A 2160-nucleotide genomic window follows, 5' to 3' on the forward strand; every position below is an offset into this window, starting at 1 on the left:
TGTTTTCAGACGGCCTTGATATAGATGGATCAGCTTATCAGTCGATTTTGCGGAGAATTTCGCGCAGGGCTTTTTGCCAGTCGGACGGTTTGATACCAAACTCGGTTTCGAGGCGTGAGCAATCCATAATGCTGTATGCCGGACGCGGAGCGGGCAGGGGGTATTGATCAGTGGTGATTGCGTTCAGTTCCGGAATGCGGAAGCTGTCGTCTAATTGGTGGGCCGTCTGAAAGATGGCTTTGGTAAATTCGTACCATGTTGCCGATTTATTGCCGCAGTAATGGAAGATACCGCGTGGGGAAGTCGGCTGTTGCAATAAACTGATGATGGCGTGAGCCAAGTCGCCTGCATAAGTCGGGCAGCCGGTTTGGTCGTGGACAATGGAGAGGGAATCACGTTCTTTGGCAAGGCGTAACATGGTTTTGACGAAATTGCTGCCGTATTCGCTAAACAGCCATGAAGTACGGATGATTGTACTTTCCGGATGTGCGGCTAAAGCCAAAAGCTCGCCTGCGACTTTGGATTGACCGTAAGTGCTGCGCGGATTGGTGTAGTCGGTTTCGCGGTAAGGGCGTTTGCCTTCGCCGTCGAATACATAATCAGTGGAAATATGGATAAAGCGGGCGTGTGCGGCGCGGGCGGCTGCGGCTAAGTTGTGAACAGCGGTTGCGTTGACGGCAAAAGTAGCCTCTGCGTTTTCTTCTGCTTTATCGACGGCAGTGTAAGCTGCGGCATTAACGATGGCATCTGGTTGGAAGTTTTTGATCATGTGATGCACGGCTTCGGTATCGGTAATGTCCAGCGAAGTAGAGTCGGTAGCAATCAGTTCCCAATCTTCGGGCAGGCGGTCGCGCAGACAACGGGCAAGCTGGCCTTTGGCTCCGGTCAATAAAGTACGCATGGTTGAGTATCTCCTCTGATAGCTGTTAAATAGGTGTTCGTATCATTATAGTGTAAATACGACAAATTCACATTATTGGCGTAGAACAAAATGCAGAGGCGGCTGTATTTGGGCAAATTGTCGATATTATCTATTCATAATAATAACCACTTATTAGTATTATGTTTGTTTACTATAACTATAGTTAAAATTCAGCTTTTAACAAGATAGATAAAGGATCTATGCTGTTTGAGAGAGTGTGAATCAATGTTAATGTTTTTATTGTTGCTAGGAGAATGGAATTTAAAAATAGGCCAAACTCCGTCCTTTTATCGGCAAATTCTACCGTTTGATATTTTTGAGTAAATATTTTGCAAAATATTACTAAAATAATAATTGGGCAAGGGCGGATTTGCTCGTTCCGTCAACCCAATATTTTATTAACTTTTGGGAGTAATTATTATGGCATACTGTTACGGGGGGTATTATACTAGACCCCTGGTTAGTTCTTACTGCGCACCCGCGCCTAAGGCTTCCTACTCTTCTTACTACTGCGCTCCTGCAGCAAAATCTTCTGTTTCTATCGGCAGCATCGCTAGCATTGCCAGCGTCGGCGTGTCAGTAGTTAACGCGGTAACCGGTCTGGTTTCTGCTATTGCGGCTTTCTGCCCACCGGCAAAAACTCCTAACTACAAATGTGTTCCGGTTTGCCCACCTTACAACTGCGATCCAATCAAACCGATCCCATGTCCAAAACCACAACCTAAACCTCAGCCTAAGCCTCAACCAAAACCTGAGCCTAAGCCTGAGCCACAGCCAGAACCAAAACCACAACCAAAACCTGAGCCTAAGCCAGAACCAAAACCTGAGCCTAAACCAGAACCTAAGCCAGAGCCAAAACCTGAGCCTAAGCCAGAACCAAAACCTGAGCCTAAGCCAGAACCAAAACCTGAGCCTAAGCCAGAGCCAGACTGCAAAGACTGTGTTGACGACCATAACCAAAACAACTCATACGGTCACGAAGACAAAAACCCAGGTAATGTCATCAGAGCTGAAGACTGCAAAGACGGCAACGTTATCCGCGGTACTGATGCTAAAGATACCATTTATGGTACTGCTTGCGAAGACATCATCTACGGTGGCAACGGCACAGACGTAATCTACGCCGGTGCTGGTAACGACACCATTTACGGCGATGCCGACGGTGACTCTCTGTACGGTGAAGAAGGTAAAGACTACCTGCAAGGTGGTGCCGGTAACGACTACCTGAACGGTGGTTC

At 47.3% G+C, this 2160-nt stretch carries 2 protein-coding genes; one reads left to right on the forward strand and one right to left on the reverse strand.

All coding sequences use genetic code 11. From position 1 onward, the window contains the following. Positions 1–37 precede the first annotated feature (37 nt). Positions 38–901 (reverse strand): dTDP-4-dehydrorhamnose reductase, encoded by an 864-nt coding sequence (gene rfbD, locus ACTHS3_RS11835; RefSeq protein WP_440368021.1) that lies wholly within the window; start codon positions 899–901, stop codon positions 38–40. Between the two features lie 441 nt (positions 902–1342). Here rfbD and ACTHS3_RS11840 point away from each other — a divergent pair. Next, the coding region (locus tag ACTHS3_RS11840) for a calcium-binding protein (RefSeq protein WP_440368022.1) at positions 1343–2160 on the forward strand (818 nt) is incomplete at its 3' end.

Source organism: Neisseria sp. P0009.S007, from assembly GCF_051962515.1.

What these genes read in the sequence shown, in the direction of transcription:
- rfbD (WP_440368021.1), bottom strand. Translation starts at nt 901, where the DNA reads ATGCGTACTTTATTGACCGGAGCCAAAGGCCAGCTTGCCCGTTGTCTG.